This is a genomic window from Nocardiopsis sp. KDC1DS13DA1 (assembly GCF_055632325.1).
This window is the reverse complement of sequence record NZ_JBVMUY010000004.1, coordinates 355,610-382,041: the sequence shown is the minus strand read 5'-3', so window position 1 is coordinate 382,041 and position 26,432 is coordinate 355,610. Positions and strand designations below refer to the sequence as shown.

At 73.2% G+C, this 26,432-nt stretch carries 22 protein-coding genes; 7 read left to right on the top strand and 15 right to left on the bottom strand.

Annotation, left to right across the window (positions count from 1 at the left end; all coding sequences use genetic code 11):
• The first annotated feature begins 235 nt into the window (after positions 1 to 235).
• Positions 236 to 2,782 (top strand): HAD-IC family P-type ATPase, encoded by a 2,547-nt coding sequence (locus tag ACTVAJ_RS03570; RefSeq protein WP_470386559.1) that lies wholly within the window; start codon positions 236 to 238, stop codon positions 2,780 to 2,782.
• 72 nt (positions 2,783 to 2,854) lie between these two features.
• Entirely contained in the window at positions 2,855 to 3,337 is a 483-nt protein-coding gene (locus ACTVAJ_RS03565; protein WP_470386558.1) for a nucleoside deaminase, read from the top strand.
• Positions 3,338 to 3,376: 39 nt separating this feature from the next.
• Here the strand turns inward: ACTVAJ_RS03565 and ACTVAJ_RS03560 are convergent, their stop codons facing one another.
• The 3 genes from ACTVAJ_RS03560 to lnt all read right to left on the bottom strand — a co-directional run bounded on the left by ACTVAJ_RS03560 (position 3,377) and on the right by lnt (position 6,379).
• Complete coding sequence (locus tag ACTVAJ_RS03560) at positions 3,377 to 4,021, bottom strand: class I SAM-dependent DNA methyltransferase (RefSeq protein WP_470386557.1); 645 nt, start codon at positions 4,019 to 4,021, stop codon at positions 3,377 to 3,379.
• A 20-nt stretch (positions 4,022 to 4,041) separates the two neighbouring features.
• Positions 4,042 to 4,611 carry an FxsA family protein gene (locus tag ACTVAJ_RS03555; RefSeq protein WP_470386556.1) on the bottom strand — a complete coding sequence of 190 codons (570 nt, stop codon included), beginning with the start codon at positions 4,609 to 4,611 and terminating at the stop codon, positions 4,042 to 4,044.
• A gap of 88 nt (positions 4,612 to 4,699) precedes the next feature.
• Positions 4,700 to 6,379, bottom strand: a complete 1,680-nt coding sequence (gene lnt / locus ACTVAJ_RS03550) for an apolipoprotein N-acyltransferase (RefSeq protein WP_470386555.1) — start codon at positions 6,377 to 6,379, stop codon at positions 4,700 to 4,702.
• A gap of 596 nt (positions 6,380 to 6,975) precedes the next feature.
• On the opposite strand from lnt, the gene ACTVAJ_RS03545 reads away from it, so the two are divergent.
• The 3 genes from ACTVAJ_RS03545 (at position 6,976) to ACTVAJ_RS03535 (ending at position 11,946) form a co-directional block, all read left to right on the top strand.
• Positions 6,976 to 8,193 carry an ABC transporter ATP-binding protein gene (locus ACTVAJ_RS03545; RefSeq protein ID WP_470386554.1) on the top strand — a complete coding sequence of 406 codons (1,218 nt, stop codon included), beginning with the start codon at positions 6,976 to 6,978 and terminating at the stop codon, positions 8,191 to 8,193.
• A gap of 194 nt (positions 8,194 to 8,387) precedes the next feature.
• A complete protein-coding gene (locus tag ACTVAJ_RS03540; RefSeq protein ID WP_470386553.1) occupies positions 8,388 to 10,508 on the top strand; it encodes a prolyl oligopeptidase family serine peptidase in 2,121 nt (706 codons plus the stop codon).
• Between the two features lie 235 nt (positions 10,509 to 10,743).
• Positions 10,744 to 11,946: a JmjC domain-containing protein gene (locus tag ACTVAJ_RS03535; protein WP_470386552.1), complete on the top strand. Its 1,203-nt coding sequence runs from the start codon at positions 10,744 to 10,746 to the stop codon at positions 11,944 to 11,946.
• Here the strand turns inward: ACTVAJ_RS03535 and ACTVAJ_RS03530 are convergent.
• Complete coding sequence (locus tag ACTVAJ_RS03530) at positions 11,943 to 12,731, bottom strand: TetR/AcrR family transcriptional regulator C-terminal domain-containing protein (protein WP_470386551.1); 789 nt, start codon at positions 12,729 to 12,731, stop codon at positions 11,943 to 11,945. The two genes, ACTVAJ_RS03535 and ACTVAJ_RS03530, sit on opposite strands and share 4 nt — an antisense overlap.
• A 109-nt stretch (positions 12,732 to 12,840) precedes the next feature.
• Here ACTVAJ_RS03530 and ACTVAJ_RS03525 point away from each other — a divergent pair, with 109 nt between their 5' ends.
• Together ACTVAJ_RS03525 and ACTVAJ_RS03520 are read left to right on the top strand one after the other, a co-directional pair.
• Positions 12,841 to 13,569 (top strand): DUF2306 domain-containing protein, encoded by a 729-nt coding sequence (locus ACTVAJ_RS03525; RefSeq protein WP_470386550.1) that lies wholly within the window; start codon positions 12,841 to 12,843, stop codon positions 13,567 to 13,569.
• Between the two features lie 200 nt (positions 13,570 to 13,769).
• Positions 13,770 to 14,630 carry a (2Fe-2S)-binding protein gene (locus ACTVAJ_RS03520; protein ID WP_470386549.1) on the top strand — a complete coding sequence of 287 codons (861 nt, stop codon included), beginning with the start codon at positions 13,770 to 13,772 and terminating at the stop codon, positions 14,628 to 14,630.
• Positions 14,631 to 14,682: 52 nt separating this feature from the next.
• Here ACTVAJ_RS03520 and ACTVAJ_RS03515 read toward each other — a convergent pair whose 3' ends face one another.
• From ACTVAJ_RS03515 to ACTVAJ_RS03465, 11 genes are all read right to left on the bottom strand, one after another.
• Positions 14,683 to 15,531 (bottom strand): DUF4352 domain-containing protein, encoded by an 849-nt coding sequence (locus tag ACTVAJ_RS03515; protein ID WP_470386548.1) that lies wholly within the window; start codon positions 15,529 to 15,531, stop codon positions 14,683 to 14,685.
• A gap of 144 nt (positions 15,532 to 15,675) precedes the next feature.
• Entirely contained in the window at positions 15,676 to 16,896 is a 1,221-nt protein-coding gene (locus ACTVAJ_RS03510) for an MFS transporter (RefSeq protein ID WP_470386605.1), read from the bottom strand.
• Between the two features lie 134 nt (positions 16,897 to 17,030).
• The gene (locus ACTVAJ_RS03505) at positions 17,031 to 17,270 is read right to left on the bottom strand and encodes a hypothetical protein (protein WP_470386547.1); all 240 of its coding nucleotides are present in this window, start codon (positions 17,268 to 17,270) and stop codon (positions 17,031 to 17,033) included.
• Positions 17,271 to 17,416: 146 nt separating this feature from the next.
• Positions 17,417 to 17,821: an aspartate 1-decarboxylase gene (gene panD, locus ACTVAJ_RS03500; RefSeq protein WP_017597463.1), complete on the bottom strand. Its 405-nt coding sequence runs from the start codon at positions 17,819 to 17,821 to the stop codon at positions 17,417 to 17,419.
• A 455-nt stretch (positions 17,822 to 18,276) separates the two neighbouring features.
• Entirely contained in the window at positions 18,277 to 21,129 is a 2,853-nt protein-coding gene (locus ACTVAJ_RS03495) for a DEAD/DEAH box helicase (protein WP_470386546.1), read from the bottom strand.
• A 12-nt stretch (positions 21,130 to 21,141) separates the two neighbouring features.
• Complete coding sequence (locus ACTVAJ_RS03490) at positions 21,142 to 22,038, bottom strand: diacylglycerol/lipid kinase family protein (protein ID WP_470386545.1); 897 nt, start codon at positions 22,036 to 22,038, stop codon at positions 21,142 to 21,144.
• Between the two features lie 89 nt (positions 22,039 to 22,127).
• Entirely contained in the window at positions 22,128 to 22,550 is a 423-nt protein-coding gene (locus ACTVAJ_RS03485) for a DUF397 domain-containing protein (protein WP_470386544.1), read from the bottom strand.
• Between the two features lie 106 nt (positions 22,551 to 22,656).
• Positions 22,657 to 23,487, bottom strand: coding sequence for a twin-arginine translocase subunit TatC (gene tatC, locus ACTVAJ_RS03480; RefSeq protein WP_470386604.1), 831 nt, complete (start codon positions 23,485 to 23,487; stop codon positions 22,657 to 22,659).
• A gap of 185 nt (positions 23,488 to 23,672) precedes the next feature.
• Positions 23,673 to 23,981: a Sec-independent protein translocase subunit TatA gene (gene tatA, locus ACTVAJ_RS03475; RefSeq protein ID WP_470386543.1), complete on the bottom strand. Its 309-nt coding sequence runs from the start codon at positions 23,979 to 23,981 to the stop codon at positions 23,673 to 23,675.
• Positions 23,982 to 24,047: 66 nt separating this feature from the next.
• On the bottom strand, positions 24,048 to 24,233 hold the full coding sequence (locus ACTVAJ_RS03470) for a hypothetical protein (protein ID WP_470386542.1): 186 nt from the start codon (positions 24,231 to 24,233) through the stop codon (positions 24,048 to 24,050).
• A 90-nt stretch (positions 24,234 to 24,323) separates the two neighbouring features.
• Positions 24,324 to 26,342, bottom strand: a complete 2,019-nt coding sequence (locus ACTVAJ_RS03465; protein WP_470386541.1) for a helix-turn-helix transcriptional regulator — start codon at positions 26,340 to 26,342, stop codon at positions 24,324 to 24,326.
• Positions 26,343 to 26,432: the final 90 nt, after the last annotated feature.

Here is a 26,432-nt window from a genome sequence, read left to right as displayed (position 1 = left end):
TTCCCGACGTGTGGCTCGACGGCGTCCCCGTTCATACAACCGCATGCGCGTCCCCGCTGGTGCGCCCGGGGTGGTGCTGGCTCCACCACGGCTCGGGGTGTCGGCCACGGCGCGCCCGCGTCCCGGTTCTTCTAGTCTGGAGACCCTCCCCGACGTGAGGTGCCCCACCCCGTCCGTTCCACCGGACGCGACACGGCCACCGGCGCCTCCCCTCGCTTCCCGACAGGAGTTGTGCGTGCCCGACCAGCCCGACGACGGAGCGGACACCGGCGGCGCCCGGCCCGGCGCGGCCTCGGCCGTGGCCTCCCCCGGCGGGGGCGGCCCGGCGGCCCCGCCCACCGAGCCCGGACTGAGCCGGGAGCAGGTCGCCGAACGCGTGGCCGCCGGCCGCACCAACGACGTCCCGGTCCGCGCCAGCCGGACCGTCGGCCAGATCGTCCGCGGCAACGTGTTCACCCGGATCAACGCGATGATCGCCGTGCTCTTCACCATCATCGCGGTCATCGGCCCCGTCCAGGACGGGCTGTTCGCGATGGTCATCGTGATCAACACGCTCATCGGCATCGTCCAGGAACTGCGCGCCAAGCGCACCCTGGACCGGCTCGCGATCGTGAACGCCGCCCGGCCGCGCGTGATCCGCGAGGGCGCCGCGGTGCGCGTCGCCACCCAGGAGATCGTCCTGGACGAGGTCCTGGAGGTGGGCACGGGCGACCAGGTCGTGGTCGACGGCACGGTGACCTGGGCGGCGGGCCTGGAGGTCGACGAGTCGCTGCTGACCGGGGAGGCCGACCCGGTGGTCAAGCGGCCCGGCGACACCGTGATGTCCGGCAGCTTCGTGGTGGCCGGCAACGGCCGCTTCCGCGCCACCAAGGTGGGGCGGCACGCCTACGCGGCACGGCTGGCCGAGGAGGCCAGCCGGTTCTCCCTGGTCCGGTCCGAGCTGCGGTCGGGCATCAACCGCATCCTGACCTGGATCACCTACGCGCTGTTCCCGATCGGGGGCCTGCTGGTCTACAGCCAGCTGTTCCTGGGCGGGCACGTCACGCTGGAGGAGCCGGTCGCGGGCGGACAGCTGTCCGGACCGCTGGCGGACGCGCTGCGCGGCATGGTGGCGGCGCTGGTGTCGATGATCCCCGAGGGCCTCATCCTGCTCACCAGCATCGCCTTCGCCGTGGGGGTCATCCGGCTGGGCCGCCACCGGTGCCTGGTCCAGGAGCTGCCCGCGATCGAGGGACTGGCCCGGGTCGACGTGGTGTGCACCGACAAGACGGGCACGCTCACCGAGGCGGGGATGCGCCTGGCGCGGATCCGCGACCTGGGCGGCGGGGACGGTCCCGGGTCCGCCACCCAGGTCCTGGCCGCGCTGGCGGCCGTCGACCCCGACCCCAACCCGAGCATGGCCGCGATCGCCCGCGGGTGCGGGGCCGCGGGCCAGGAGGCACCCGACTGGCCGGTGACCGCCCTGGCGCCGTTCTCCTCCGCCCGCAAGTGGAGCGGGGCCAGCCTGCTCACCCCCGACGGGGAGGAGCACTGGGTCCTGGGAGCCGCCGACGTGCTCGCCGCCCCCGACGACCCGGCGGCGGCCGAGGCGGCGCGGCTGGGCGCCCGGGGGCACCGGGTCCTGCTGCTGGCGCGCGCCGGGGGGCGGGTCGACGCCGACGGCGCCCCCGGGCCGGTGCGGCCGACGGCGCTGGTGGTGCTGGACCAGCGGGTGCGGCGGGACGCGGGGCCGACCCTGGACTACTTCGCCGACCAGGGTGTCGGTGTCAAGATCGTCTCCGGCGACCACGCGGCGTCGGTGGGCGCGGTCGGCCGGGAGCTGGATCTGCCGGGGGCCGACCGGCCCGTGGACGCCCGGGACCTGCCGGACTCGGCCGGGGCGATGGCCGACGAGGTGGCGCGGGGTTCGGCGTTCGGCCGGGTCACCCCCGAGCGCAAGCGCGACATGGTGCGCGGACTGCGCGGGCGCGGGCACACCGTCGCGATGACCGGTGACGGGGTCAACGACGTCCTCGCGCTCAAGGAGGCCGACATCGGTGTGGCGATGGGCTCGGGCAGCCCGGCGTCGCGTTCGGTCGCCCAACTGGTGCTCATGGACGACCGGTTCGCCGTCCTGCCGCGCGTGGTGGCCGAGGGGCGGCGGGTGATCGGCAACATCGAACGCGTGGCGGGGCTGTTCCTGACCAAGACCGTGTACACCATGACGCTCGCGACGATCGTGGGACTGCTCGCGGTGGCCTACCCGTTCTTCCCCCGGCACGCGACCCTGATCAACGCGGTCACGTTCGGTATCCCGTCGTTCTTCCTGGCCCTGGCACCCAACACCGACATCGCCCGTCCCGGGTTCGTGGCGCGCACGCTCCGGCTGGCGGTTCCGGCGGGTGTGGTCGCCGGTCTGGCCGCGGTGACGACCTACCTGCTGGTGCTGGGCGGGCGGACCGTACCCGAACCGGCCGACCGGACGGCGGTGGTGATCACCCTGTGCGCGACCACGCTGTGGGTGCTGCTGCTGGTCGCCAAACCGTACGTGTGGTGGAAGGTCGTGCTGGTGGCGTCCATGGTGGGGCTGCTGACCCTGGCCATGGTGACCCCGCTCGGCCGGTGGTTCTTCGACCTGGACGTGAGCGACCCCGGCAAGCTGGTCACCGGTCTGGTGGTCGCGGGGGCGGCGATCGCGGTGATCACGGTCATCCGCGTGGTGGACGACCGGATCACCGCGCGTTCCCGGGCACGGGAGGCGGCGGACGCGCCGGGGCGGGAGCGGACCCCGGAGGCCGTCTGAGGGACCGCCCGGCGCTCCCCGGGCGGGACGTCGGCCGTATCGTGGGCCGGACGGCCCGGAGAAGGAGGAGCGGTGACGGTGGACGACGCGGACCTGCGGTACCTGCGGCGCGCGGTGGAGCTGGCGGAGACGGCGCTGACGGCCGGGGACGAGCCGTTCGGCTCCCTGCTGGTCGCGGCGGACGGGACGGTGCTCATGGCGGACCACAACCACGTGGCCTCCGGGGACGCGACCCGGCACCCGGAGTTCGCGATCGCCCGGTGGTCGACCACGCTCCTGACCGTCTCCGAACGCGCCGCCGCGACCGTGTACACCTCCGGCGAGCACTGCCCGATGTGCGCCGCCGCACACGGGTGGGCCGGGCTCGGCAGGATCGTGTACGCGAGCTCCTCCGCGCAGCTGACCGCGTGGCTGACGGAGTGGGGCGTGCCCCCGGGACCCGTGCGCCCGCTGCCGGCGCGCGACGTCGTCCCCGGGCTGGAGGCGGACGGCCCCGTACCGGAACTGGCCGAGCGGGTCCGGGGCCTGCAGGCGCGCTTCCACGGGAGGGACTGACCGGGGCCGGGCCGGTCGGCCGCCCCGGTCGTCCCCGGCTCACTGCGGCCGGCGGGCGAACAGGAAGGCGTGCGGGGTGCGCTCCCCCTCGGCGCGGGCGCGCACCGTCCGGATGTGGACCTCCAGACCGGCCTCCTCCAGCAGGTCGGCGACCGCCTCCGGGGTGCGCCGGTGGAAGTCGAGCGAGATCTCGTGCCCGAACCCCTCGTCGAGGTGCAGGGTCCCCTCCCCCGTCTGGAACGCGACCAGGCACTCGCCGCCCGGGGCCAGCGCGCGACGGAAACCGGCGAACACCGCCGGAAGCTCGCTCAGGGGCACGTGGATGGTCGAGTACATCGCCACGATCCCGCCCAGGGAGCCGTCGGGCACGTCGAGGTCGGTCATCGACCCCTCGCGGAACTCCAGGTCCGGATAGTCCCTCCGGGCCACCGCCAGCATCCCCGGGGACAGGTCCATCCCCGACACGTCCAGGCCGAGGTCGCGCAGAGGGGCCGTGACCCGGCCGGGGCCGCAGCCGACGTCCAGGACCGGGCCGCCGCGGGCGCGCACGAGTTCGGCGTACAGCGCGAGCAGCGCGCGTTCCAGCGGCTTGCCCGCCAGTTCGTCGCGGAAGCGGACGGCGTAGTCGTCGGCGAGGGCGTCGTAGGAGGTGCGGGTGGCGGAGAGGAAGGGGGGTTCGGTCATGTCAGGACCCTAGCGGCGGATCAGCCGCGGGGCTCGTCGGGGTCGACCGGCTCGAAGTGCCCCTGGATGACGCGGCCGGGCCCGGAGGCGGGGCGGCCGGCGCCGCCGCCGGAGGCACCGGGCCGGGGGCCGGACGGGCCGCCGGGCCCGCCCTGGCCGGGACGGCCCTGGCCGGGCACGTGGGCCCCCTGGACGACGAACTCCTCGTTCATCCGCTCCCGCATCCGGCGCATCCGCCGCTGCGCCCACCCGGCGAAGGCCCAGCGCAGCGCGGGCCGGGTGAAGGGCAGGACCATCAGCAGGCCCAGGAGCGCGGTGAGGAAGCCGGGGACGATGAGCAGGACGCCGCCCGCCATGACCATGAGCGGGTCGAGCAGGCCGCCGCGCGGGGGCTCACCCGAGCGCATGGCCCGGTCGGCGTCGCGGAAGGCCCTGGTGCCCGCACGGCGCAGCACCGCCACGCCCAGCACCAGCAGCGAGACCAGTACCGCCAGCGTCCACGGCACACCGATCCATCCGCCGACGGCGATCATCAGCCACACTTCCAGGAACGGCAGCGCCATGAGCGCGAGCACTGTCAGCAGCGGCATCGAACACCATCCCATCGTCGGCCCACACGGGTCGTCCCTGTAGGAGAGAACGCGCCCGCGCCGCTCAGGGTTCCCCGGGCGTGTCCGCTCACCTGCCGCCGCGGGAGCGACGGGCCGCGGCGGCGGCCGCGGCCACCGCGCCCAGTCCCAGGACGCTCAGCACCGTCTCGGGGACCGCGCCGAGCCTCGTGGCGACGGTGGTGCCCTCGGCGGCGGTCAGTTCGGCGACGTGGATGTCCGGTTCGGCCTCGGGCGAGGTGTAGGAGGTGGTGCCGTCGGGGTTGACCACGGCGCTGATACCGCTGGTGGAGACCACCACGGCGGGCCGCCCGTGCTCGACCGCGCGCAGCTGGGTGATGGCCAGCTGCTGGTTGGACTGCCCGGTGAAGTTGTAGTTGGCGTTGTTGGTGGGGATCACGATGATCTGTCCGCCCTCGGCGACGGCCTCGCGCACCGGCTGGTCGAAGGCCACGTCGAAGCAGATCCCGACGGCCAGGGTGGTGCCCGCCACATCGAGCGCGCCGGGTTCGGTGCCGGGGACGGCGTCGGAGGAGACCTGTTCGAGCCGGGCGACGAAGCGCGTGAAGAAGTCGCGGTAGGGGATGTACTCGCCGAACGGCACCAGGAAGCGCTTGTCGTACCACTCCCCGGGTCCGGTCTCGGGGTCCCACACCACGCTCTGGACGTAGCGGGTGCCGTCGTCGTTGAACCGGCTCATCCCCCACAGCAGCGGAACGCCCACGTCCTCGGCGGCCTCGGAGATGATCCGTTCGGCCTCGGGGTCGCGGTAGGGGTCGATGTCGCTGGCGTTCTCCGGCAGCAGCACCATGTCGGGCCGGGGGTACTCGCCCGCCTCGACCGCGTCGGCCAGGGCGTGGACGCCGTCGGCGTGGTTGCGCAGCACCTGCGCGCGCTCCCCCGTGACCGTCATCTCACCGACGTTGGGCACGTTGCCCTGCACCATCCCCACGGTGACGGTCCCGGCCTCGGCGGGGCGCCCGACGGCCGGTGCCAGGCTTCCTCCCGCGACGATCGCCGCGCCCGCGGCCAGCCCCACGGCGGCCGCCCCGAAGCCCCGGATCCGGGCCGCGCCGGGGCCGCGCGCGGCCCCGGCGACGCGCAGCGCGCTCCACAGCAGAAGTCCGCCGGTGAGGGCGACCGCGAAGGTCACCAGGGGGGACGAGCCCAGGGCCGCGTAGCCGACGAAGGGGGTGTCGGGCTGGGCGAAGGCCAGCTTGCCCCAGGGGAATCCGCCCAGCGGCCAGCGGGCGCGCACGGCCTCCTGCGCCACCCACAGGGCGGAGGTCCACAGGGGCCACAGGGGCAGCCGCGCCACCAGGGTCAGGCCCATCGCCATGGGCAGGAAGTACACGGACTCGGCCGCCGCGATGATCAGCCACACGTCGATGCCGAAGATGTCCTGCCAGCTCACCAGCGGCACCATGAGCGTCGCGGCGGCGAGCAGGCCGAGCCAGGCGGCGCGGCGCGGGCGGGTGCCGGCGACGGCGAGGAGGAACAGCGCGGCGCTGACCGGACCCAGCCACCACCAGCCGTACGGGGGCAGGGCGACCAGTTGGGCCAGACCGGAACCCACGGCGGCGGACAGGCGCCAGAGCAGGTCGTGGCGTCCCCAGCGGTGGCCCGCGGGGATCGTCGTGGCCCGTCTCCAGCGGCTCGGCGGCGGGGGAGGCGCACCGAGCCCGTCCGCCGTCGGCACGGGTCGGCCGGACGCCGGGGCTGTGTCCTGCTCGGTGTTCTCGGCGACCACGTCGGCTGCTCGCTTTCCGCTGGGGAGTGGGAGTGCTCGTGGTCAGCATATGGGGGGACGCGGAAAAGGCCCGAGCCACCCTTCGGACCGGCTCCGTCCCGTCGGCGGCGAGCTCGGAAAACCGTTGTCTACTGGATGTTCGGGCCTTTTCCGGGTCCAACCCCCCGCCCGGTTGCGGCGATCCGCCCCTCACCCGACCCCGGCTGCACCTGGCGCGTGATGCAGCGTCCGATCGGACGAGTGGGGGACACACAACCGGTCCGTCCAGTGCTGGACTGGTCGTTAGGTTACCCAGACTCCCCAACCGATGCCTCAACCCGGATGCCGTGTCGTGGGGACCGAGCCGAGACCGCGTGGGGAGAACGTGGTGAACCGTCGGACAGGCTAACGCACCTGGGGCCGCCACGCCAGCCGGACCGAACGGGTTTGTGACTGACCGCAATCTGATCAATCAGCCCCCACCCCTGGACATTTCGATCAGAATCGTGTCTCATGTGATCAGTTAACCTTCCTGTTTCGATCAACTTCGAAAGAGCACGGGGTGTCGGGGATCTCCCCCGAGATCCCCCACCACGACCCAGCGCGGGAGCTGAACCATGGCGGAGATCGTCCTCGAGGGCGTCGACAAGATCTACGGAGGCGGCGTCAAGGCCGTCGACAACCTCAACCTGCGGATCCAGGACGGCGAGTTCATGGTGCTCGTCGGCCCGTCCGGCTGCGGCAAGTCCACCGCGCTGCGCATGATCGCGGGTCTGGAGGAGATCTCCGACGGCACGCTGGTGATCGGTGACGAGATCGTCAACGACCGCCCGCCCAAGGACCGCGACATCGCGATGGTCTTCCAGAACTACGCGCTCTACCCCCACATGACCGTCGAGCAGAACCTCGCCTTCGGTCTGAAGCTGCGCAAGGTCGCCAAGACCGAGATCGCCCGCCGCGTCCAGGAGGCGGCGGAGATGCTCGGCCTGGAGCCCTACCTCAAGCGCAAGCCGGGCATGCTCTCGGGCGGTCAGCGCCAGCGCGTGGCGATGGGCCGCGCGATCGTGCGCGAGCCCCAGGCCTTCCTCATGGACGAGCCGCTGTCCAACCTCGACGCCAAGCTGCGCGTCCAGATGCGCGCCTCCCTCAACCAGCTCCACGAGCGCCTCGGCGTCACCACCGTCTACGTCACCCACGACCAGGTCGAGGCCATGACCCTGGGCGACCGGGTCGCCGTGCTGCGCGACGGCCGCCTCCAGCAGGTCGACACCCCCAAGCGGCTGTTCGACGCGCCCGTCAACCTGTTCGTGGCCGGGTTCATCGGCTCGCCCGCCATGAACTTCGTCGACGCCGAGCTCGTCGCCGACGGGGACGGGGCCGTGCTCACCTTCGCCGACCACAAGCTCCCCGTCTCCGGCGCACTGCTGGAGTCGCGTCCGGCCCTGCGCGAGTACCTGGGCCGGCGGATCATCCTGGGTATCCGCCCCTCCGACTTCAACGACGCCGAGTTCGACGGCAACGGCGACCCCACCGTCCAGGTGAAGGCGGACGTCACCGAGGAGCTGGGCACCGAGATCAACGTCATCTTCTCCGTCGACGCCCCGCCGGTCCGCCACGAGGACGCCACGGCGCTGGCCAAGGACGCCGCCGGTGACGGCGAGGAGGACGGCGACTCGATGCCGCTGTCCCAGAACCGCACCCAGTTCACCGCCCGGGTCAGCCCCCGCAGCCAGGTCCGTCCCGGCAGCGGGATCAGCCTGTCGGTGGACGTCAGCCAGCTGCACTTCTTCGACCAGGAGAGCGGCCTGGCCATCGGCCACCCCGACCACGCGTAGGGCGAACGCGCGCACGTGTCACCGGTGTGCCCCGGTCGCGACCGACGCGGCCGGGGCACACCCGTCCCCTCCGAGGACACCCACGGCGTGTACGCACCGTGTTCGCGCCAAACCTCACCGGTGGGACACACTCGCGTGCCCGGCGGTCAGACAGGTCTTCCTTGACCGACCTGTAGGGGCGAACCAACGATGTGATGGTGCGCAACCGAGCCCCCGGAGTCGCCCCCGCACACGGCCCCCCGCCGGTCGTGGACACCCTCCACGGCCGCCCCGTCCCCGACCCCTACCGCTGGTTGGAGTCCCCCGACTCGCCCGCGACCGAACGCTGGCTGGCGGAGCGGTCCCGGGAGTACGAGTCCGAGGCCGCCTCGTGGCCGCTGCGCGCGCCCCTGGCCGACCGCATCCGCGCCCTCGTGCGCACCGAACTGTGGACGCCTCCCCGGCACCGGCCGGGCACGCTCTTCACCACCGTGCGCGCCCCGGGCGCCGAACACCCCCGCCTGGTCGCCCTGCCCGAACACGGCGACGGCCCCGCGCGCACCGTCCTGGACCCGGGCGCCGAGGACCCCACCGGGCGCACCACCCTCGACGCCTGGGAACCCAGCCCCGACGGGCGCCTGGTCGCCGTCCAGACCTCCGCCGGCGGGGTGGAGCGCGGCGGGCTGCGCGTGGTGGACACCCGGACCGGCGCCCCGGCCGGACCCGCCGTTCCCGGGGTGCGCTACTCCCACGTGGCGTGGATCCCCGGTGGCGGTCCCCCCTCCTTCCTCTACGTCCGCCGCGACGGCGCGCGGGGCGTGCGCGGCGTGCGCGGCGTGTGGCTGCGCCGCGTCGCCGACGGCGCCGAGGCGCTGGTCCACGCCTGCACCGCGGACGCGACCGTCCCGGGGGTCCGTGTGCTGGGCGCGCGGTGGCTCCTGGTCACCGAGGGCCACGGCACCGGACACCGCACCGACCTGTGGATCGCCGACCTGGCCGCGCGGCCCGCCCTCCGGTCGCCCGAACGGCACGGCATCGCCCTGCGGCCGGTCCAGGTCGGCCCCGAGGCCGAGACCGAGGCGCGGATGGGCCCGGACGGCCTCCTCTACCTGCGCACGACGCTCGACGCGCCGCGCCGCCGCCTGTGCGCGGTCGCCCCGCAGGAGCCCGGTGTCGAGCACTGGCGCGAGGTCGTACCGGAGGACGGGGCCTCGACCCTGGACGCCTTCACCCCCTACCCGGGCCCGGACGGACCGGCTCTGCTGGTCGTACGCACCCGGCTGGGGATCAGCGAGGTGACCCTGCACGACGCCCGCTCCGGCGTCCGCACGGGAACCGTCGACCTGCCCGGCGAGGGCATGGTCTCGGGCCCGGAGTCCGCCCCGGACGGAACCGTCTACCTGGGCTACGCCGACGTCGCCACCCAGCAGCGGGTGCTGCGGCTCGGCCCCGGCCAGCGGCGGCCCCGCCCCTGGCCGGACCGGGCCGCCGCTCCCCCGCCCCCGCCCGAGATCACCCGCACCGTGCTGTGGTGCCGCTCCGCGGACGGCACCCGGGTCCCGGTCACCGTCTTCTCCCGTCCCGGCGGCTCGGGCGTCCCCGCACCGGGACCGACCATCCTGCACGCCTACGGCGGGTTCGGCCGCCCCCGGCAGTTCGGGTTCAGCGCGACCGTCCTGGCCTGGCTGCTCTCGGGCGGACGCTACGCCGTGGCACACGTGCGCGGCGGCGGCGACGCCGGACGCGACTGGCACCTGAGCGGTTCGGGCCGCGACAAGCCGCGCGCGGTCGCCGACCTGGCCGCGGCCGCCGACGCCCTCGTGGCCGGGGGTCTGTGCGCCCGCGAACAGCTCTGCCTGTCGGGCGGTTCCGCGGGCGGCCTGCTCGTCCTGGCCGCGGCCGTGTCCCGCCCGGACCTGTGCACGGCGGTCATCGCCTCCGCGCCGCTGGCGGACATGGTCCGGTTCGAACGCCTGGGGCTCGGCCGGATGTGGACCCGCGAGTTCGGCAGCGCCGCCGACCCCGACGACTTCGCGGCCCTGATGTCCTACTCCCCCTACCACCGGGCCCTGGACAGCGCCGTCCGCGCGCCCGGCCGCTCCTTTCCCCGCGTCCTGCTCACCGGCTTCCACGGTGACACCCGCACCGACGCCGCCCACCCGCGCAAGATGTGCGCGGCGCTGAGCGCGGCGGCGCGGGACACAGGGCGCCCTGCGGTACTGCTCCGGTACGAGCGCGACGTCGGGCACGGCCCGCGCGCGGTCAGCCGGGCGGTGGGACTGGCCGCCGACGCGCACGCGTTCGCGGCCCACGAGACGGGGCTGACCGCGCCCTGAGGCCCGGTACGGCCCCCGCACGGAAGAAAGTGGACAACGGCACACGGAAAGCGAGGTGCGAGATGGACCCGATCGAGGTTGAGGTCGAGGACCTGGCGGAGGTGACCTCCCGCGACATCACCGCGGGTGGCGACAGCGACGGTACCGACTCCAGCTCCGACTTCATCTGACCCCTCCCCGCCCGGTCCCGCGCCTGTCCGGCGGGGCCGGGCGGGCCCTCGGCGAAGGGACCCCCGTGACCGATCCAGGCCACCTGTTCACGCGAGCCCTGTCAGAGAGCGTGGGCCCCTCGGGCCTCACGCCCCACCTGTCGGAGGAGTTCGTCCATTCCGACCTGGGCGCGGACGCCGTGCGCTCCCTGCTGACCTTCGACGACCTCAACCACCTGCTGGACACGTGCGCGCCCGAACCGCCGCGCCTGCGCCTGCACCGGGACGGCTCCCCCGTTCCGGTCGACCGTTACACCGACCGGGCGTTCTCCTCCCGCTCCGCGCGCCGGGTGGTGCGGCCCGAGTCCCTCTACACCGAGCTGCGGGCCGGGGCGAGCCTGGTGCTGGACGGCATCGACCGGATGCACCCGCCCGTCGCCGCCGCCGCCGACGACCTCATGCGCCTGGTCCGGGAGAAGGTGCAGGCCAACCTGTACCTGATCTGGGGCGGGTCGCGCGGTTTCGACACCCACTGGGACGACCACGACACGGTGATCGTCCAGGTGGAGGGGACCAAGCACTGGCGGGTGCACGGCCCGGGTTCGCGTCCCCACCCCATGAAGAACGACACCGACCACTCCCACACGCCTCCTCGCGACGCCGACGGCGAGCTCCAGGTGGTGTGGGAGGGCGTGCTCTCCCCCGGGCAGGTGATCCACGTACCGCGCGGCTGGTGGCACACGGTCACCGGCACCGGCGGCGTGAGCATGCACCTGACCTTCGGTTTCACCCGGGCCACGGGGGTGGACTGGGCCGAGGCCCTGGTGCGGCGGCTGGTCGACGAGGAGCTGTTCCGGCGCGACCTGCCCCGGTTCGCCGACGCCGACACCCGGCGCAAGCACCGGCACGCGCTCATCGCCCGGCTGGTGGAGCTGGCCGAGGAGGGCGACCCGGACGCCTTCCTGGCCGAGCGGGACGCCCGGTTCCCCCGGCGCACGTCGTTCTCACTGCCCTGGCCGGTCGGGGACGAGCCGCCCGGACCCGACGCGCGTGTGGAGTTCGTGCCGGTCCTGCCGCCGCCGCTGGCCCGCGAGGGCGACCGGGTGTCGCTCACGGTGTCCGGGCGCCGCTACCGGCTCCCGGGAACCGTGGAACCGGTGCTCGCGGCGCTGGCCGAGCACCGGGAGCTGACGGTGTCCGACCTGGCCGGGCGGGCGGGCGTGGACGCCGCCGAGGCCGCCCGGGTCGTCTCCGCGCTGACCCGGCACCATCTGGTGGTCGTGCGTTAGCGGGTGCTCGTCTCGAGCCGCCGCCGACGCTCGACGTAGGACTCGACGCCGTCCAGGATCCGCTCCAGTGAGAAGGTCATGTCGTCCGTGGGGGCGGTGGTCTCTCCCGTGTCGGAGGAGGACAGGACCCCCTCCTCCAGCATCGCGGCGATGGTGGGGAACCGCTCCGGCGTGACCACCCGGCCCAGGCTGAGGGCGTAGGCGCGCTCCCGCTCGGCGAGGGTGCCGCCCGCCGCCTCGGCCGCCCCACGCATGTCGAGTTCGAGTCGGTAGGTGTCGCGGACCACGCTGGAGATCGTCGTGAGGACCTGGACGGCGTCCGCCGTGTCCAGGCCCGACCGGACCAGCTCGCGCAGCCCGGCCTCCATCCACCGCAGGCCGTTGGGCCCCAGCGGCGGCCCGAACACGGCCGCGTAGACCACCCAGGGATGGCGACGGTAGACCTCGCGGCATCCGGCCACCCACTCCCCGACCCCCGCTCGCCAGTCACGGTCGGCACGGGACTTGGGCGGGTCCTGCGCCATGGCGGCGTCGATCATGAGGACGAGCAGGTCCTCCTTGCTGTCCACGTGGCGGTAGAGCGACATGGTGGTGAAGCCGAGCTCACCGGCCACCCGCTGCATGGAGACGCCCTCCAGGCCCTCGGCGTCGGCCACGGCCACGGCCGCCCGGACGACCGCCTCACGGTTGAGCTTGGGTCTGGGGCCGCGCCTGCCGGGTTCGCGCAGCCCCCACAGGAGCTCGATCTCCCGCGTCACGTCGGTCTCCGGTCGCCGCTCGCTCATGTCCCACCAGTCATCGTCTGTCCACTGGACTCCATCCTAAATATGTGTATGATCTACACTAATTCGTGTACCTGATATACGATTAAAATCCGTACCCCGGAGACCAGACATGACGCACCCCACCGCGCCCCCGGCCCCCACCGCACCCCACAGACGCCTCCCTCCGCCCCGGCGACCCTGGTGGCGACGCCCCTGGATCGCCCCGCTCGCCCTCCTCGGGCTGGCGTTCGTGGCCTACGCGCTGCCCCCGTACACCACCCTGGACCCGGACCAGGCCCGCCTGCCCGTCCGCCAGGACCTCGCCTGGCACTACCCGGCCCTGGTCACGCACATCTTCGGCGGGGCCCTGCTCACGCTGATCGTGCCGCTCCAGGTGTGGCCGTGGCTGCGCCGCCACCACCCGGCCGTCCACCGCTGGAGCGGACGCGCCTACGTCCTGCTCGGCGTTCCGCTCGTCGGCGTTCCGGCCCTGCTCATCGCCCCGCTCAGCTCCGCCGGCCCCGACGGCCGCATCAGCAACGTCCTCTGGGCGGTCCTGTGGCTGGCCTGTACCGTCCTGGGCTTCCTGGCGGCCCGCCGACGTGACCTCGCCCGCCACCGGGAGTGGATGCTGCGCAGCTTCGTGCTGCTCTACGGGATCGCGCTCAACCGGATCGTCCTGGTGGTGCTGTCACTGCTCATGCTGCCCTGGCTGCACAGCGGCTTCGGCGGCGACGTGGAGGCGATGATCCTGTCCGTGGCCGTCTCCAGCAGCTACCTGAGCTGGGTCCTGCCGCTGCTCGCCCTGGAGTGGTGGCTCAAGTACCGGCGGCCGCACCGCCGCAGCGCCGTGCGCTGAACCCCGACAGAACCAGACACACCAGCCTGGACCTGCGCTTTCACCACTTCCTGGTGCGCCGCGACACCCACCCCGAGCATTGCCCGGGCATCGCACATGAGGGTAGCCTCACTTAATGAGGCGCATCCCGTCCCCCGGAGGGAACTGCGGCCGCTCCCCCGGACGTGACGGTTTCGTGCGACGAAGGGCAGGTTCCAGCGGTGACCACAGATCCGCTCGAAGCGCTGCGTGACGCGTGTGCACCACTGAGGTTCGCGCCGCTGCCCGACCTGCGCGCCGACGACCCTCCGGTCCCGGACACCCCGCAGGACGTCCACTGGTACCGGTCCGACCACCTGGTCGCCGAGGGCTGGCTCCCCGTCCTGCACGACAAGCTGCGCACCGAGCACGGCCCCGGACACCGCCTCCCGGCCGCCACCAACTTCCTGCGCGTGACCCTGCGCGAACCGATCTTCCTCGTCGCGGCCTCCCTCTACCTGACCGGTCGGACACCGCTGCTGACCCCCGACACCCTGTACCTGCCCTGGGACACGGTCCGGTCGCGCTTCTCCACGCCCGCCGTGACGGGCGCCCGGTGGATCGTCCTGCCCGACGACCCCGCCGCCGGACGCCCGGACACGGTCGTGGCCCGGGACCGCGACGAACAGCTGCGCCTGGCGGCCGAGGGCGTCGTGGAGACCTTCGGCCCGCTGCTGAGTGCCCTGCACGCCCACTCGCGCGCGGGGCTGCGCACCCTGTGGGGCTGGGTGGTCGACACCCTGCACTTCTACATGCTCAACCCGGCCCGCTACCTCGGACACGACGCCCGCCAGGCCTGGGAGCTGGCCACACGGCTCGGCGACGCCGTCGTCGCGGCGGGCGCGGTCACGCGCCGCCGCCCGCGCCTGTTCCCCTTCGCCCCGGAGAACCCGCGCGGCACCTGGGCGGTCCGGGGGACGTGCTGCTTCGACTACAAGGGCGACCCCGAACACGGGTTCTGCACCACGTGCCCGCTCAAGTGCGACGCCGAACGCCGCGAGGACCTGTCCGCGTGGCTGCGCGACCCCGCGCTGGCCCCCTGACCGGCCCCGCCCCGTTCGCGTCACCGTCCCCCTCCGTGCGCGCGGGAGCGCGCTACCCCCGGGCCACCGGCACCTCCACCGGCCCGTGGTAGAAGGGGTTGAAGACGACCCGGTCCACGTCCACGTCACCGCGCACGGTGATCGTGCCGCTCGCGGTCTCGCCCGGAGCGAGCTTTTGCACCCTCAGTCCGTTGTCGTCCAGCGCGATCGCCTCACCGGTCTCGTGCTCGACTCCCTCGGTGTCCACGAGCGAGAAGTACAGCGGGTTGATGTCGATCTCGTCCTCGCCGTTGTTGGTGACGGAGACCTCGACACTCGTGTACTCGCCGTCGGCGTAGAGCGGGCTCGGCTCGAACTCGGTCGCCCGCGCGGTGATCTCCTCGGTCACGTCCTCCGGCGTGGGCGCACCCTCGGGCGCCCCGGTCTCCGACACGTCCGGGGGCGTCCCACCGCCACCCGCCGCGACCAGCAGGAGCGCGGTGCACCCGCCCAGGAGCAGCAGCAGGATCAGAAGGACACCGCAGCCGATACCGATGATCTTGCCCCACGGCGTGGGCTTGGGCGGCGGCGGACCGTACCCGCCGGGCGGCGGTACGCCCCACGGCGGCCCCTGCGGGGGCGGCGGAGGCGGCGGTCCTCCCGGGTAACTCCCGGGTCCTGCTCCCGCCATGTCCGTCTCGCCGTACCCCGGGGCGTAACCGGCGTGCTCGAACCCGGCCTGCGCCCGTCCGCTGGGTCCCTCCGACGGTTCGCCGGTGACCGGTTCCGGCGGCGCCCCCGTGGGGTGCTCCGGCGGCGGCGCGCCCGGCGCGCCCTCGCCGGGGGCCCGCTCCGGCTCCTCGGGCGGACCGGAGCGATCGTCCCGGGGCTCCTCCGGCCCCTCGGGCTCTCGGTCGGTCATGAGCACACCCCTTCGGTCCAGCCGCGTCCGCTCGCCGGGGCCGACGGACGCCTCAGAACTGCACCGTAACCGCGCGATCCCACGCGCAGGGCTGACCACCAGGGCGTTTCCGGTAAAGGTCCGCCCCAATTTCGGTGTGACCGGTCAGGCCAACCGGTCGCCGCCCACGCCGCGCCGCACCACGAGCGCCCGCAGGGCCAGCACCACGACCGGGAGGGTGAACAGCGCGGCGAACAGGTTGAGGCCGCCGAAACCGGCCTGGGTGAGCACGACCCCCGACACCCCGCCCGCCGACGCGCCGCCCAGGTTCATGAGCAGGTCGCTCAGACCCTGCACCCGCGGACGCGCGGCATCGGGCACCGACTCTGCCAGCAGCGTCGACCCGGACACCAGACCGAACGACCACCCCAGGCCGAGCAGCACCAGACCGAGCGTCACCCGTACCTCGTCCTCCCCGGCGGTACCGGCGACGGCGACGGCCGTCAGGAGCACACCCTGCCCGGCCAGCAGCACGGGCACCCGGCCGAGGCGGTCGGTCAGCCAGCCCACGAGCGGGGAGAACGCGTACATCCCGGCGATGTGCAGCGAGAGGGTCAGCCCGACGACCGTCAGCCCGACCCCGTGGTGGGACATGTGGACGGGGGTCATCGTCATGACCGCGACCATGACGGCGTGGCTGGCCACGATCCCGACGATCGCCAGCAGGGCACGGGGGTTGCCGACGACCTCGGCCAGACCCGCCAGCGGGGACGGCCGCGCCGGTGCCGCGGCCGGCGGGCCAGCGGAGGGGGAGTCCGCCCGCGCGGCGCTCGCCAGCAGCGGGTCGGGGCGCAGCAGCAGGAGGGTCAGAGCCGCGCCGAGGGCGAATCCGGCGGTCGTGAACAGCACCGGACCGAGCAGTTCGGGAAGGCCGACCAGGGCGGCCACGCGCCCGCCGGGACCGACGAGGTTGGGCCCCAGGACGGCGCCGACGGTCGTCGCCCACACCACGACCGACAGGTCGCGCCCGCGGGTGTCCTCATCGGCCAGGTCGGCGGCGGCGTGTCTGGCCTGGAGGTTGGTGGCGGTCCCGGCACCGATGAGCACCATGCCGACCAGGAACGGGACGAACCACTCCAGAACGGTGGCCGCGATGACCACCGAGCTGCCCACACCGCCCATGGCCCACCCGAGGGCCAGCCCGGGGCGGCGCCCGCGCCGCGCGGCGATCGAGGCGAGGGGCAGGGCGAACACGGCGGCGCCCAGCGTGATCATCGTGGTGGCCACGCCCGACCAGGTGTCCGATCCGGTCAGATCGCGGGCGATCAGCGCACCCACGGCCAGCATGGCGCCCATCCCGACACCGCCGACGACCTGGGTGAGCATCAGTGTCAGAACGGTGCGGCGCTGCAGGCGGACCCGCTGTTCCCCGGTGAGACCCCGACCGCTCAGCGTGGATTCGGTGACCACGAGGCCCGCCCTTCGATTCGTCCTGACAACGGATGAATCGTAAACCTTCGTCACCTTCGGCCGTAACGCCACCTCAGGTAACCGTGCTCACGCTCCACGGAGCGCATCAGCGCGTACAGCTCGTGGTGATCGCGGGCACTGATCACCAGCCCTTCCTCGGGCACCCCCGGCCAGCACGCGTAGGCCCAGAAGCGACGGGTGTACGGGCCCCACAGGACCGTCCACGCACCCTGCTTCTGCCACTCGACGTACTCGGCGACCCACCGCCGTTCCTCGTCAGCACCGTCCATCCCGCCGCTGGACGTACCCGCCCCGGGACGACACCGAGCAGGCCGGAACCGGCCATCCGGAGCGGCCCGCCCCCGGACACCCGTCGCCGGACGCGCACGTCCGGCGACGGTGTCGGGTCACCGGGCTCCGGCCCGGGGAGAGGGCGTCAGCGTCCGGAGACGAGCTCGCTCCCGGGAATCGGCTCGGCCGGGTCGTTGCCCAGCGCCACGATCCGGTTGTCCCGGTCCACGTGCACGATGTGCTGGACGTGCTCGGCCCGCTCGGCCTCGGTGACCTGGGCGTAGGAGATGATGATGACCAGGTCGCCCGGGCTCACCAGGCGCGCAGCGGCACCGTTGATCCCGATCACGCCGCTGCCGCGCTCACCGGTGATGGCGTACGTGACGAGGCGGTTGCCGTTGTCGATGTCGACGATGTGGACCTGCTCGCCGTCGACGATGTCGGCGGCGTCCATCAGGTCGGCGTCGATCGTCACCGAACCGACGTAGTGCAGGTCGGCCTGGGTCACGGTGGCCCGGTGGATCTTGCCGTTGATGAGGGTGCGCAGCACTGCTCAATCCTCGCTTCAGGTGTGTTGCGGACTACAGGCCCCCAGGACGGACACGATGGACGGAGTCCACCGCGCATCCCTGGACGGGTCCCGTGCTCCCCCCATGATGGCCTCACCCGGAGGTCTGCCCGACCACGGGGGTCCCACTAGCGGTGTTCGTCTTGGGCCTCCGCTGCGCTTCGGCCCGTGTTCGGGCGCCCCCAGGGCAGGGATTCTTCAGCCCGCCCGTCGCCCGAACCGGTCAACACCCACCGATCCCCGCTTGTTCCGTGCGGCAACCGCTCCGGCCCGGCACGGGCGGGAGGGTCGGCTCCCCCGGTCGTACGCGCCAGCGCCACCGCCCCGCGAGGAGCGCGTTGCCACCGCACCGGTGGTCCGCGGTTCCGGGAAGATCCCCCCGCCCGGTCACCGAGGTCCGTTCCCGTGCGGGCCCGCGGGCGCGCGCAGGGCAGGGATCAGTTGAAGGAGGAGTAGGCGACCACACCGCGCAGGACCAGGTCGGTGGCCTTGCGCGCGGTGGAGCGCACCTGCGGATCCCCGGTGGCCCCGGCGATCTGGCCGAGCATGTCCGCCAGCATCTTCGCCGTGCGCACGAAGTCCCCGGCGGGCATGTCGGCGCGTCGCAGGATCGCGTCGAGCCGGTCCCCCTTGGCCCAGCGGTGGGCGGTCCACACGAACCCCAGGTCGGGCTGGCGCAGGAAGGACACCCGGTGCCGGGACTCGACGTCGTTGAGGTCGCCCCACAGGCGCACCATCTCCTCCAGGGTCTCCTCGATCCGCCCGGGGGGCACCCTCGGGAACGGGTCGTCGTTGCGGCGCGGCTCGTAGACCAGCGCCGCGGCGACGGCCGCCATGTCCACCGGGGTCAGGTCCTTCCACAGCCCCCGCCGCAGGCACTCGGCGACCAGCAGGTCCAGCTCCGAGTACACCTTGGCCAGCCGGGCGCCGTCGTCGGAGACCGTGTCGCCGGTCAGGTAGCCCAGGTCGTCCAGGACCCCGCACACCCGGTCGAAGGTCCGCGCGATCACGTGCGAGCGCCCCTCCACCCGGCGGCGCAGGCCCTCGGACTCCTTGTGCAGACGGAAGTAGCGCTCGGCCCAGCGGGCGTGCTCCTCACGCTCGTCGCACCCGTGGCAGGGGTGCTGACGCAGCTCGGCCCGCAGCCGCAGCACCTCCTCGTCCTCCCCGACCTCACGCGGGGCGCGCCCGGCCCTGGGGGTGTCGCCCTGCTCCCGGAGCTTGTTGCGCAGGGTCGAGGCCAGGTCCTGACGCGACCGCGGCGACCGGGCCGAGAACGACTTGGGGATGCGCATCCGCCCCGACGGGTGCACGGGCACCGTGAAGTCGCTGGCGTTGACCCGCTTGACCTGCTTGTCCGCGGTCAGCACCAGCGGCGCCGGAAGATCCAGTTTCAGGCCGGGGTCCAGCACGACGGCGTGGCCGGAGAAACGGCCCGAGGGGATGCGGATGATGTCGCCGGGACGCAGCCTCTCCAGGCTCTCCAGGGCCTCGTCGCGACGCCGGACCGACCTGGTCTTGGCCAGCATCGACTCGCGGTCGCTCAGGGCGCGGCGCAGCGCCGCGTACTCCATGAAGTCGCCCAGGTGGCACTCGGCGGAGGCCGCGTACCCCTCCAGGGCCTCCTCCTGCTTGCGCAGCTGCTTGACCAGACCCACCACCGCCCGGTCCGCCTGGAACTGGGCGAAGGACTCCTCCAGCATGGTGCGGCTGCGGCGGCGCCCCACCTGGCCGACGAGGTTGACGGCCATGTTGTAGGACGGCTGGAAGCTGGAGTTGAGCGGGTAGGTGCGGGTGCCCGCCAGGCTGGCGACCGACTCGGGGTCGGTCCCGGCCTGCCACACGACCACGGCGTGGCCCTCGACGTCGATCCCCCGCCGCCCCGCGCGTCCGGTCAGCTGGGTGTACTCGCCCGGGGTGAGCTGGACGTGGGCCTCACCGTTCCACTTGTCCAGCTTCTCCATGACCACCGTGCGGGCGGGCATGTTGATCCCCAGGGCGAGGGTCTCGGTCGCGAACACCGCGCGGATCAGGCCCCGGGAGAACAGGTCCTCGACGATCTCCTTGAACGTGGGCAGCATGCCCGCGTGGTGGGCGGAGATCCCCGCCTCCAGGGCGCGCAGCCACTGCTCGAAACCCAGCACGGCCAGGTCCGCCGGAGGGATGTCGGCACACCGCGTCTCCGCGTACTCGCGGATCTCCTCGGCCTCCTCCGGGGTGGTGAGCACCAGCCCCGAGGCCACGCACTGGCGTACGGCGTCGTCGCACCCGGCGCGGCTGAAGACGAACGTGATCGCGGGCAGCAGGCCCTCGTCGTCGAGCTTCTCGATGATCGTGGGCCGCGACGGCGGCGCGTACCGGGTACGGGGCCGCATGGTGCCGTTCCTGCGCGCCCGCGACTGGGGCGAGCGGCGCCGGTGCTCCAGCTGGGTGGTGCGCGCGTCCTCCTCGGCGATCCGGCTCAGCCGGGGGTTGATCGCGAGCTTGCGCCCGCCCACGACGATCTCCCGCGGGCGCCACGACCGCTCGTCGCCGCGGCGGTTGCGCTTGCGCTTGCGTCCGCCGCCGCGCCGCCCCTCCTCAGCCTCGGGGGCGGCCTCCTCCTCCACCGGCTCGGCGAACAGGTCGTGGATCCGGCTGCCCACCATGACGTGCTGCCACAGCGGGACCGGCCGCTTCTCGTCGACGATGACGGTGGTGTCGCCGCGCACCTGCTGGAGCCACTCGCCGAACTCCTCGGCGTTGCTCACCGTGGCCGACAGGGCGACCATCCGCACCGACTCGGGCAGGTGGATGATCACCTCCTCCCACACCGCGCCGCGGAAGCGGTCGGCGAGGTAGTGCACCTCGTCCATCACCACGTACGCCAGCCCGCCCAGGGTCGAGGACCCCTCGTAGAGCATGTTCCGCAGCACCTCGGTGGTCATCACGACCACCGGCGCCTCACCGTTGACGCTGTTGTCACCGGTCAGCAGCCCGACCTTCTCGCTGCCGTAGCGGCTGACCAGGTCGTTGTACTTCTGGTTGGACAGCGCCTTGATGGGCGTGGTGTAGAAGCACTTGGTGCCCTGGCTCAGCGCCAGGTGGACGGCGAACTCGCCGACCACGGTCTTACCGGAGCCGGTGGGCGCGGCGACCAGGACACCGTGACCGTACTCCAACGCCTTGCAGGCACGGACCTGGAAGGGATCGAACTCGAACCCGTAGAGGCCCTGGAATGCCTCGATCGCGGCGCTGGAGGCGCTCTTGCGCCGACGGAAGGCGGCGTACCGCTCAGCGTGAGTACTCATATGCCTCCCAGACTAGGAGGTCACGTCCAACATCTCGACCGCGCCCGGAACGACCTCACAGACCAGCGGCGGGGCGCCGATCCGCTCACCGTCGGCGTAGGCGGCGCCGGCCTGCCCGCGGACGGTGACCGACCGGCCGCGTTCGACCACGACCTGGTCCAGCCCGGTGTGTGCGCCGCTGAACACCAGGGGCAGGAACCGCACGAACCGCGCCAGCGGAGCCGCCCGGACGAACACCACGTCCAGGAGGCCGTCGTCGGGGACGGCGTCGGGGCAGATGTGCATACCGCCCCCGTAGGCGCTGGTGTTGCCCACCGCCACCAGCATGCCCGGTTCCTCGATCCGGCGCCCGTCCACCTCGACGGTGAAGTCCGTGGGCGCGAAGGAGCGCAGCTCCGACAGCAGGCCCACCACGTATCCGGCCCGGCCCACGCTGAACCGGAAACCGTTCACCCGCTCGTTGACGCGCGCGTCGAAACCGCAGGCCAGCACACTGAGGAAGTGCCGTTCGGTGCCGTCCTCCAGCCTCAGGCGCACCGCGTCGGCCGCGCGCGTGCGCCCGGCCAGGATCGCGTCCGCGGTGCCGCGCACCGACCGCCCGGGACGGCCGAACGCCCGGGCGATGTCGTTGCCGGTCCCGGCGGGAACCACCGCCAGCGGCACCCCGGTGCCCACGACCCCCTGCACCGCCTGGTGGACCAGCCCGTCCCCGCCCACCGCCACCAGGGCGTGGGGACGGTCGGCGGCCGACAGGCGGGCCAGACGACGGCTGTCGGCGGCGGAGTGCCCGGCCAGGACACGCACGTTCGCGCCCGACTCGCGCAGGCGCTCCTTGAGCCGGACGGCGGTGACGGCGGCGCGGCCCCGTCCGGAGCGGGGGTTGACCAGCAGGTCGATCTCGGGGGTCATCAACGGGTCCTTGTACTACCTGGGGAGCTGAGGGTGCACGCAAGGGCCGGGGACCGCGCACACCCTCGCGCCCGGGCGTGCCCGACCCGTCAGGACCCGTCGGTACGGGCCTTCCCGGCCTCCTCGCGCTGGCGGCGATGGTACTCCTCCATCGCCTCCGGCGTGTTCAGGGGGGAGGGCACCCAGGCGACCTCGACGTCGACCTCGCGGTTCTGGATCCGGCGCTCCTCCTCCGTGAGGTACTCCTCGGGAATGTCGAACTCGCCGTCGCGGGCGCCCAGGACGAACGCCTCCCACTCCGCCGGGGTGAAGAACAGGGTGCCCTTCTCCGGCGACTTGCCGTCGCGCACCGCGCGGAAGCCGTCGTCGAACGTGGCGACCTCGACGACGGCCTCGGACTCCTCCTTGGACAGCGAGGACCGCATCCACACCGCGTGCGTGGTGTCGTGCCACTTCTCGTTGCCCATCGCCTCGGGGGGAAGCTCACGGCTGGCTGGGGACTGCTCACTCATCGCACTGGCCCTTCACAACATCGGATCAGCGCCCCGGGACCGGCCCGGTGCGCCGGAGCCGCACCATCCCGGCCCCCGGCCAGACCCTAGCGCGTCACCCGTCCGCTCAGCGGCGCTTGGAGGACTTCTCCTCCAGGTCCGGACCGTCCAGGTCCGAGGGGGCGTCGTCGAGGTCGGAGATCTCGTCGTCGTCGAGGTCGGCGAGCGGATCATCGCGGCGCTTGCGGCGGTCGTTGAGGAAGGCGAACAGCTCGGCGATCTCGAACAGGACCACCAGCGGCACGGCCAGCGCGAGCATGGAGATCGGCTCGGCCGGGGTGACCACCGCCGCGATCACGAACGCGCCGAAGATGATGCCCCGGCGCCACTTGGCCAGGGCCTCGTGCGGCAGGATCCCCATCAGGTTGAGCAGCGCCACCAGCAGTGGCATCACGAAGCCCAGCCCGAACACGACCATCATGATGATCATGTAGTCCAGGTACTGGTCGACGGTCAGCATCGGGTCGGCGTCCTCGGGCAGGAACCCGAACAGGACGGTCAGCGCCAGGGACGTGATCCGGTAGGCCAGCGCGGCGCCGCCGACGAACAGCACCGCGGCGAGCGGGACGAAGATGTAGGCGTACTTCTTCTCCCGGCTGTGCAGGGCCGGGGCGACGAACGCCCACAGCTGGTACAGCCAGATCGGCGCGGAGACCAGCGCGCCGACGAAGACCCACACCTTGATCGCGACGAAGAACGCGTCGAAGGGCCCCGTGACGATGAGCGAGCAGCCCTCGGAGTCGAACGCCGAGGACTCCGGCAGCGAACAGTAGGGCGTGGTGAGGAAGTCCCACACCTGCTGGTAGAACACGTACCCGACGACGGCGCCCAGCGCGAGGCCGATCAGCGCCTTGGTCAGGCGGCCGCGCAGCTCGCGCAGGTGGTCCATGAGCGGCATCCGGGCCTCCGGATTGGCCGCCCGGCCTCGTGCCCTCATCGTGTGGTCACTCTCTCTCGTCCGGTTCCGCCCGACGCGGACGGAACCCCGCCTACTCCATCACGCGCGGCGCACGGCCGCGCCCGCGATACACGCGTACGGACCGGCGCCCCGCGAGGGACCGGTCCAACGGGTGCGGTTCCGCCCTAGTTGCCGTAGGTGCGGGGCTGGGCCTCACCGGACTCGTTGACGATGCGCTGGCCGGGGGGCAGCTGCGGGTACCCCTGCTGCGACTGCTGCTGCGGCTGCTGGGCCTCCGCGGTGGGCTGCTGGGCCCGCTTGTCGTCGTCACCGGAGTCGTTGTTGTCCTCGTCGATCAGGCCCTTGCTCTCGGCCTTGAGGATGCGCGCGCTGCGGCCCACCGAGCGGGCGAGGTCCGGCAGCTTCTTGGCTCCGAACAGCAACACGGCCAGGACCACCAGAATGGCGATGGTGGGTCCGTTGATGGCTCCCATGGTTCTACCTCTCTGTGGGGCGCAACCGAGCGCCTTCGATGGTACGCGCCCCGCGCTTCGCGGACATCACGCGGGCGTTCCGGTCCGGTTGACGCGTTCGCGTAGGTCGGCTCTGCTCGCCTGGTACGCGCCCGTGGCCCGGTTCACCTCGGCGGAGAGCACACGCGCGTGTCGGAGCATCCTCGCGGTGAGGGCCCCGACGACGACGGCCCCGGCGAGAACCGTACCGAAAAGGACAGCGAGGGCGATCATGCCCACCACCATATCCCTTCCGCCGTGACCTGCACCCCACCCCCCGGTGAACAGGGAGGAGGCACCCACCGGCGAAAACCCGGAAGCGGCCTACCGGTGCGCGCCCGCACCGTAGTGCGCCAGCGCCCGCTCCGCCTCCGCGCGCACCTCCTCGGCGACCTCGGCCGGGGCCGACACCCGGCAGGAGGAGCCCAGCCCCAGCGCGAGCCGCACCACCCACGCGGGCGCGGGCGTGCGCAGGGTGGCGCGGACCCCTCCCCCGGGCAGCTCGGCCACCGACTCGCACACGTAGTCCTCGGTGACCCACCGCGCCGACGGCTCCAGGTCGAGGGTGACCACCGTGTCGCGCTCGGAGCGCTGGAGCACCCCCGCCGACAGGTCGCGGCGCCCCACGCCCTCGGGGACCCGCGCCGCGTACGGCAGGACGCTCAGGTCCAGGACCCGGTCCAGCCGGAACAGGCGCACGTCGCCGCGCAGGTGGCAGTAGCCCTCCAGGAACGGGTACCCGTCCTGCACGACCAGGCCCATCGGGTCGACGTCGCGCTCGGTCACCTGGTCCAGGTAGCCCGACAGGTAACGCAGGTGCAGGCGCTGCCCCGAGGCCAGGGCGTCGGCGCAGCGCCGCTGGGTGTCGGCGACCTGCTCGTCCACCTCCACCCGTACCTGCACGGCGTCGGCCAGCGACGCCACCGCCGCCCCCGCGGCCGCACGCAGCTTCTCCCCCACCCGCTTGAGCGCGTCGCCCTCCAGGCCCTGCGCCTCGGGCAGCGCCTCCAGCAGCGACAGGCCCACCACCAGGCTGGCCGCCTCGTCCGCGGTCAACCGCAGCGGCTGCGCCAGCGTCTCGGCGTTGCCGATGATGATCTCACCGGTCTCCCTGGCCGCGTCCAGGTCCACGTCGATCAGGTCACCCGGGGTGTAGCCGGGCAGACCGCACATCCACAGCAGGCTCAGGTCGGCCACGACCTGTTTCTCACTGAGTCCGAAGTGCCGCGCCACCTCGGGCACCCGCACGTCGCGGCCCAGGGCGTAGGGCACGAGCATGAGCAGTCGGCGCAGCTGGTCCGCCGACCGCGGACCCCGCGCGGGCGCCCCCGGAGCCTCGTCGGTCACGGACCCCTCCGCGCCGTCGGCCCCGTGACCGGACTCGACCGTGGCGGCCAGGTGCGCCGCGACCGCCGCACGGGCCCCCACCGGTTCCACCACCACCGCACGCGCGCCGTAGGAGGCCACCCGCCGCACGAGGTCGGGGGTGTCGGCGTAGGGCAGGGTCAGGGTGTCCCACCCGTCGCCGGAGGTGTCGCGCTCCCCGGGAACCACGCGCTGGGCGCCGCGCCGCAGTTCGTGGGCGGCGTCGGTACGCACCCGCAGGACGGCGGACCGTTCGGGTTCGGCGCGCTGCCCCGCCACCACCGAGCGCAGGTCCACACCCTCGGGGACCGCCACGTCGGGGCCGCCGCGCAGCACCGTCACCTGGCCGCGGACCCGGCCGAGCCGGAAGACGCGGCGCGCCCCGCGCACCCGGTCGTGGCCCACCACGTACCAGTGGCCGCGCAGGTTCACGATGCCCCACGGTTCGACCTCGCGCCGCTCGGCGGTCTCCTGACCCGGCTTGCGGTAGTCGAACGCGATCGGTCGGCGGTCGCGCACCGCCTGCCAGACCGGACCGAAGGACGGCTCGTCGGTGCGCATCGCCGGAGACAGCCCGGGCGCGGCCTCGCTGTCCACCGGCACCCCGGCCGACCGCAGCTTGAACAGCGCGTTGGCCGCCGCCTCGCCCAGGGACGCGTGCCGCCAGGCGCGCGCCGCCAGCCCCAGCACCACCGCCTCGTCGGGCAGCAGCTCGATCTCGGGCAGCTCGTAGTCGGTGCGCGAGATGCGGTAGCCCTCCTCACCGCTGACGGCGTCACCGGTCCCCACCTGGATGGGGATGCCGCTGTCGCGCAGCTCGCGCTTGTCACGCTCGAACATGCGCTTGAACGCGGCCTCGCTCTCGGCCTCCGCGTACCCCGGCACCGTCGCGCGGATCTCCTGGGCGGTGAGATGGCGGCGCGTGGACAGCAGACAGATGACCAGGTTCAGCTGCCGTTCCGTCTTCCTGCGCGACATCGCCAGCACCCTTCTCGACGTGTGTGGTGGATCGACCGGCGCGGGCCGCGCCTCGCGCGCGTCGCTCCGTCACCGGTTTCAGCAACGAAG

Excerpts from the sequence above, each read along its gene's own strand:
- ACTVAJ_RS03560 (WP_470386557.1), bottom strand. The coding sequence starts at position 4,021 with ATGACCGAACCCCCCTTCCTCTCCGCCACCCGCACCTCCTACGACGCC.
- ACTVAJ_RS03555 (WP_470386556.1), bottom strand. The coding sequence starts at position 4,611 with ATGCCGCTGCTGACAGTGCTCGCGCTCATGGCGCTGCCGTTCCTGGAA.
- ACTVAJ_RS03545 (WP_470386554.1), top strand. The coding sequence starts at position 6,976 with ATGGCGGAGATCGTCCTCGAGGGCGTCGACAAGATCTACGGAGGCGGC.
- ACTVAJ_RS03540 (WP_470386553.1), top strand. The coding sequence starts at position 8,388 with ATGGTGCGCAACCGAGCCCCCGGAGTCGCCCCCGCACACGGCCCCCCG.
- ACTVAJ_RS03530 (WP_470386551.1), bottom strand. The coding sequence starts at position 12,731 with ATGAGCGAGCGGCGACCGGAGACCGACGTGACGCGGGAGATCGAGCTC.
- ACTVAJ_RS03525 (WP_470386550.1), top strand. The coding sequence starts at position 12,841 with ATGACGCACCCCACCGCGCCCCCGGCCCCCACCGCACCCCACAGACGC.
- ACTVAJ_RS03515 (WP_470386548.1), bottom strand. The coding sequence starts at position 15,531 with ATGACCGACCGAGAGCCCGAGGGGCCGGAGGAGCCCCGGGACGATCGC.
- ACTVAJ_RS03510 (WP_470386605.1), bottom strand. The coding sequence starts at position 16,896 with ATGCTCACCCAGGTCGTCGGCGGTGTCGGGATGGGCGCCATGCTGGCC.
- ACTVAJ_RS03505 (WP_470386547.1), bottom strand. The coding sequence starts at position 17,270 with ATGGACGGTGCTGACGAGGAACGGCGGTGGGTCGCCGAGTACGTCGAG.
- ACTVAJ_RS03495 (WP_470386546.1), bottom strand. The coding sequence starts at position 21,129 with ATGAGTACTCACGCTGAGCGGTACGCCGCCTTCCGTCGGCGCAAGAGC.
- ACTVAJ_RS03490 (WP_470386545.1), bottom strand. The coding sequence starts at position 22,038 with ATGACCCCCGAGATCGACCTGCTGGTCAACCCCCGCTCCGGACGGGGC.
- ACTVAJ_RS03485 (WP_470386544.1), bottom strand. The coding sequence starts at position 22,550 with ATGAGTGAGCAGTCCCCAGCCAGCCGTGAGCTTCCCCCCGAGGCGATG.
- tatC (WP_470386604.1), bottom strand. The coding sequence starts at position 23,487 with ATGCCGCTCATGGACCACCTGCGCGAGCTGCGCGGCCGCCTGACCAAG.
- tatA (WP_470386543.1), bottom strand. The coding sequence starts at position 23,981 with ATGGGAGCCATCAACGGACCCACCATCGCCATTCTGGTGGTCCTGGCC.
- ACTVAJ_RS03470 (WP_470386542.1), bottom strand. The coding sequence starts at position 24,233 with ATGATCGCCCTCGCTGTCCTTTTCGGTACGGTTCTCGCCGGGGCCGTC.
- ACTVAJ_RS03465 (WP_470386541.1), bottom strand. The coding sequence starts at position 26,342 with ATGTCGCGCAGGAAGACGGAACGGCAGCTGAACCTGGTCATCTGTCTG.